Origin of the sequence: Microcystis sp. LE19-41.2A, from assembly GCF_027530405.1 — a bacterium.
GTDB lineage: Bacteria > Cyanobacteriota > Cyanobacteriia > Cyanobacteriales > Microcystaceae > Microcystis > Microcystis aeruginosa.
In genome coordinates, this window is record NZ_JAPZQJ010000579.1 from 1 (window position 1) to 6,036 (window position 6,036).

3 protein-coding genes and 1 pseudogene are annotated in these 6,036 nt (G+C 50.1%); all 4 read left to right on the forward strand.

The window, feature by feature from the left end; all coding sequences use genetic code 11:
• Positions 1-549: 549 nt before the first annotated feature.
• Positions 550-1,581 carry a class I SAM-dependent methyltransferase gene (locus tag O9290_RS24275; RefSeq protein ID WP_043999301.1) on the forward strand — a complete coding sequence of 344 codons (1,032 nt, stop codon included), beginning with the start codon at positions 550-552 and terminating at the stop codon, positions 1,579-1,581.
• A gap of 43 nt (positions 1,582-1,624) precedes the next feature.
• On the forward strand, positions 1,625-3,880 hold the full coding sequence (locus O9290_RS24280; RefSeq protein ID WP_288025605.1) for a hypothetical protein: 2,256 nt from the start codon (positions 1,625-1,627) through the stop codon (positions 3,878-3,880).
• Positions 3,877-4,647 carry a glycosyltransferase family 2 protein gene (locus O9290_RS24285; RefSeq protein WP_002761535.1) on the forward strand — a complete coding sequence of 257 codons (771 nt, stop codon included), beginning with the start codon at positions 3,877-3,879 and terminating at the stop codon, positions 4,645-4,647. The genes O9290_RS24280 and O9290_RS24285 overlap by 4 nt, the downstream gene beginning before the upstream one ends.
• A 278-nt stretch (positions 4,648-4,925) precedes the next feature.
• Positions 4,926-5,804: pseudogene (locus tag O9290_RS24290) on the forward strand (glycosyltransferase); the annotation flags it as partial.
• Between the last annotated feature and the right edge of the window lie 232 nt (positions 5,805-6,036).

Here is a 6,036-nt window from a genome sequence, read left to right on the forward strand (position 1 = left end):
CTGGGACTTTTTCTCTGAAAATTAGGTAATTGACCAGATGAGAATCGGTAAAACCCTACACCCCACACCCCACACCCCACACCCTGTCCCCACGAAAAACTTTTTCAGCAGACCCTAATTAGGGGTCTCAAGACCCCCCTAGCGGCCACCGAGAAAACCTTCACCAGCTAAGTATTTTTACTCAAGTCTCTGGAGGGGGACAGCTTATGTGACAGTTGAGGGTGCGGAATGTGGGATGAATAATACTTTAAAGTTTTAAAATCAAAATAGAGAAACAAAAATCAATTTCAAAATCATTTTCCTGTTTTTTAGACAAAATTAGTATTGTTATTTAAAAACAGACGTTAATTTTTTATGATTATTCGATTCGTTTTTGGATTTTTAAAATAAATTTTCCGAAAAATACGGTTCGTCAAAATACGGTTCGTCGGTGCGGAGGTTCCGAAAAACGGGGACCGAAAAGATCGGAGCGGATATCAAGGGGCGGGGGGTTGTATAATTTCTGTGACCCGCGAGATACCCTGTCGTGATCGCTTTTGTCTTAATATCATGACCGACCTCTCTATTTTCAGTAGTCCGCCAGTTTTCTGGCTACCCGATCGCCTGAGCGAGCCGAATCCTTGGCTCGGTCACATTCCCTTCGCGTTCTGGCTTGTGGACGCGCTGAAACCGCGCTTGATCGTCGAGTTGGGAACCCATAGCGGCAACTCCTACCTCGCCTTCTGTCAGGCGGTACAGCGCTTAGAGATTCCCGCCACCTGCCGGGCGATCGATACGTGGCGCGGCGACGAGCAGGCGGGTTTTTACGGCGAAGAGGTGTTTTCGGAACTCTCTGGCTATCACGATACCCGGTACGGAGGATTTTCGCAATTACTCCGCTCCCGTTTCGAGGACGCGGTGAAGGATTTTCCCGACGGGTCGATCGACCTGCTCCATATTGACGGACTCCATACCTACGAAGCCGTAAAAGGGGATTTCGAGATGTGGCGGGGGAAACTATCCGATCGGGCGATCGTTCTCTTCCACGATATCGAGGTATGCGAATCCGATTTCGGGGTTTGGAAACTCTGGAAAGAACTCGGCGATCGCTATCCCCGTTTTTCCTTCCTCCATAGCTACGGATTGGGGGTTCTCGGTTTCGGCCGCGATCTACCCGACCCGTTGCGGATATTGTTCGCCCTCGATCGAGATCTGGCCGCGTGCGAGGACATTCGAGGGCGATTCGCCCGGTTGGGAAACGCCCTCATCGATACCTTCGCTCTTCAAACGATGCGGGAAGAAAACGCTCGCCTAGCCGGGCGGATAAAATACCTTGAAGCGAGCGAGCGAGAAATTCACGATCGCTGGATCGAGTATCAGGTCTACGGGCGACGGGTACAGGTGGAACTAGAGCGCTCGAGAGAACTCCTAAAAAAATACCGCGACGGCTACCATCGAACCCGCAAAGCGTGGGAAGAAGCGAAAATACAACTGCAACAGGCCAGCGAGGGCTGGGAAAGCGCCCAGAACATCGTTCGATGGATGGAGACGAGCTTCTTCTGGAGGCTACGAGAATTGTGGATCGATAACAAACCGATGTAACCCCTAGCAAGCGGACATTATCCCGAACCGATACAGACACACCATGACTCAGGAAGAACAGATCGCGCGACGGAAATCGGCCGTCGAATCTCTATCCCGATTACAATCCCTGCAAAACGAGATCGAGCGAAAATACCTCGATCCCCCGCTGCGAGACTCTTTAGTCGAGAGCTGCGGCCGTGCCGTCCGGAAAGCGTTCCGAAAAAGCCTCGATCTAGCGGTGGCTCTCACCCCAGCCGCGCTCGGCACCCCCTTGGAGGGATGGAAAATTGTCAGGATTCTCGCTAAGAGCGGTCTATTCGACGAGAACTACTACCGACAGCACCACCCTGAGATCGACGGAGTCGCTCCCCTCGACCACTATCGATTGATCGGTCGGTTCAAGGGCGCGTCGGTGAGTCCGCTTTTCGCTGTCGATTATTACACCGCCCGCTATCCCGAGACGATCACCTCGAATCTCGATCCCGTGATTCACTATCTCACCGTCGGCTGGAAAAAAGGCTACGATCCTCACCCGCTATTCGATACCGCCTATTACACGGCCCGCTATCCGGAGGTAAAAACCTCTGATCTCCCGCCTCCAGTTCATTATCGGACAATCGGGGCGAAAAAAGGCTATAATCCCCACCCGCTATTCGATACCGAGTATTACCTCGCCAATAGTCCAGACCTCGCGGGAAGCGATATCGATCCCCTCTCCCATTTCCTGATCTGGGGAGCGATCGCTGGACGGAATCCCCATCCCCTCTTCGATATCGCTTATTATCGCCGGCAGAATCCCACTGACGCGAATCCCCTGATCGACTACCTACAGGAACCCTCCTTCCGAAAATACGATCCCCATCCCCTCTTCGATCGCACCTATTACAAAAAACAGATATCGATCGATACGAATCCCCTACTCCACTACAAGAACGAGGGCTATCGTCTCGGCCTCGACCCTCACCCGTTATTTAAAACCGCCTTCTATCGCGAACAACTGCCCGAAGAGATGGGGGAAACCGTCGATCCGCTCTCGGATTATCTCGTCAACGGGGTCGCCGCAGGACGCGATCCTCACCCGCTCTTCGATAGCCGTTACTATCTCGATCGTAATCCAGGAGTCGCCCGCGAGAAAATTAATCCCCTCTTCGACTACTGCCGGGGAGGTGCGGCCGAAGGGCGTTTCGCGTGGTCGGCCGCTCGATTCGATCACCCGTTCCTGAACGGGTACCGATCGGGGGAAATCGGGTTTTTACTGGAGGGAAATCCAGACTTTCCCGACCCGACGAAGGAAAAAATCGCCGTTTCCTGTAGCTCGATCGGTAATTATTTCATGGGGGAGATCGCCGATATCCTCGCGGCCGGTCTGTCGGCGATCGGGGTGAAAACCCTCCGGCTCTCGGAAAACGATTCCCTCCCAGCGGACATCACGCAGGAAATTATCGTCGCACCTCACGAATTTTTCTATCTGGGAAACGGGGTCGCACTCGGGAACGACCGATCTCGAATCACCCGATCGATTTTGGTCAACGTGGAACAGCCCCAAACTGCGTGGTTTTCCAAAAGTTACGATTTCTTGCGCCAGGCTGCGCTAGTCCTCGATATTAACTGGCAAACGGCGGTTTTCACCCGCGCTCTCGGACTCTCCTCGTATTTCCTGCCGTTGGGGTATCTGCCGGGGTACGCCCCTTTCGCGTGGCAGAAGGAAAAACCCGATCTCCTTGCGTTACGAAGCGTCCCGCGGGAGCGTTGGCATTCTGTCGAGAGCGTCGATTCCCCGTGGGGTGATCGCCCGATCGAGCTGCTATTTATCGGTTATCTTAGCCAACGCCGACAGGACTTTTTTGCGACAAACGCCCGATGGCTTCATCGCTACCGCGCTTTTTTCCATATTCCTCCCCTAGACGGTCCCCTGATCGCGGGAAAAGGCAACGCCCTCACCACCGAGGCAGTTATCGGTTTAAGTCAACGGAGTAAAATCCTGCTCAATATTCACCAAAGCGATCTAAGCTATTTCGAGTGGCACCGGATCGTTTTTCACGGTCTCTGGCAGAAAACCCTCGTGATCACCGAACCCTGTTACCCTCTCCCCGGTTTGATTCCTAACGAACACTATATCGAGATTCCCGCCGAAAAAATGGAAGCGAAAATCGACGAACTCCTGAATACACCCGCGGGGCGCGAAGAGTCCGAACGGATTCGGAACGCCGGCCATCGGGCGATCATCGAACTTTTCCCGCTAGAGGCGATCGCATCGCAGCTTCTCTCCCTAACGGCGCGCGTTACTGACACGGCACAGGAGAAGGAACGGAAATGATCTTCACCCATCCCCACTCGTTACTTTTTGAAAAAAAACGATCTCGTCCAGTGAGCGTTACCGTCTGCGTTAGTCTCTATAACTATGCGGACTATATTCGGGAAACGCTGGATTCGCTCCTCGAACAGACCCTAGAAGCCTTCGATCTGGCGATCATCGATGACGCTTCCAGTGACGCTTCCGCCGAGATCACCTGCGACTGGCTGAAGAAAAACGCCGAGCGCTTCGAGCGGATTCTACTCGTCCGACACGATCGCAATAGCGGCGGCCCCTCCGCCCCCCGGAACACGGCGATCGCCTCATCGGATACCCCGTTTATTTTCTCTCTCGATGCCGATAATACCCTCTACCCCCGATGTCTCGAACGGTGTTTAGAAGTGATAGAAGATACCGGGGCCGAGATGGTTTATCCCCTGATCGAGAAATTCGGGGCGGAAACGGGAATTTTGGGAAATCAGAACTGGAGCGCGGAAATTCTTGCCCGTGGCAATTATATCGATAATATGGCCCTGATTCGGAGAACCGCGCTAGAGGCGGTGAATGGCTATTCCTATATGTGGCTCTACGGCTGGGAGGATTTCGATCTCTGGTGTAAATTCGTCGAACAGGATTTTCAAGGGGTTTTAGTGCCAGAAATCCTCGCCCGCTATCGGGTTCACCCGAAATCGCTCCTACAGGCCCACACGAAGTCAAGAGCGCGCTCTGTTACCGAGGAAATCCTCGAACGACACCCGTGGTTAACAATCGATCTAGAAGCGATCACTTGAAACTGATTGCTTCTCGTTTGGCCAGTCTTAAAATCTTACAACCCTGATTAACTAGGTTTTTCAAGGTGTGGAACCCCTTCAAGATAACCCGATGAATCACAGCTTAAAATCTAGCCTATCAATGGAGAAAATAACAGTCTCTGCAATTGTCTCTACTTATTCTAGACAAGCTAATGATAATCGCTTGACAATTCCCTCGATCGAATATAGAATCTTAAAATCTTATACCCCTGATTAACAAGGTTTTTCAAGGTGTGGAACCCCTTCAAGATAATCCGATGAATTATAGTTTAAAATCTAGCCCATCTATGGAAAAAATAACAGTCTCTGCTATTGTTTCTACTTATAAATCAGCCGAATTTATCCGAGGATGTCTAGAGGATTTAGTTACACAAACCCTTTATCAAAAGGGAGAATTAGAAATTATTGTTATCGATAGTGCTTCCCCCGAAAATGAACGGGAAATAGTCCTAGAGTTTCAACAAAAATATCCGAGAATTATTTATCAGCGGACGGAGGCAAGAGAAACCCTTTATCAAGCTTGGAATCGCGGCATTAAACAAGCGCGGGGACGTTATCTAACCAATGCTAACACCGATGATCGTCGCTGTTTCAATGCCCTAGAAATTATGGCTAGTTATCTCGACCAACATCGCGAGATTAGTTTAGTTTATGGCGATCAATTAATTACAACCATTAAGAATGATACTTTTGCCACTACCTCAGCTTTAAAACGCTGGAATTGGCCTGATTATTCCTATCAAGAGCTGCGGCAGAGATGTTGTGTAGGTTCTCAACCGATGTGGCGCAAATCACTTCACGATCGATACGGTTATTTTCAAGAGGATTTTCGCTGTGCGGGCGATTATGAATTTTGGTTAAGAATTGCTAGCCAAGGAGCAAAAATGTCCTTAATTCCCGAGATTTTGGGCTTGTATTATTTAAATCTGCAAGGATTAGAACACGGCAGTAATGGTCAAGCTTTACGGGAACATTATCAGGTATGTAAGACCTATCAAATTCCTCACCCAGAAATTGTCGATATAGCAGTTAATTCTGAGCCAGTTAATGTCGAAAATTTAGGTATACCTCTAGAGAGCGATGAACTAGAAAAATTAAAGATAATTCAAGCTGTTTCTACTCGTAAAACTCCAATAACTGGACTTCCCCGTTGACAAAAAGCCATAACCTGTGCTGTAGGAGGGATTAAAAGAATTTCCGCCGCCCCGTTACTGGGTACAAATCAGGGAAACTCCCAATAAATCTAACGCTTTTTGTTGCAGTTGGGTCGGTCGAGTTATCTTAGAAAAACGATAACTTCCCTCCCTAATCGTACATTCCACTGTATTCAAGCAAATTGTCCCCAGGTCTTCCAACAAAGTCCGAAAG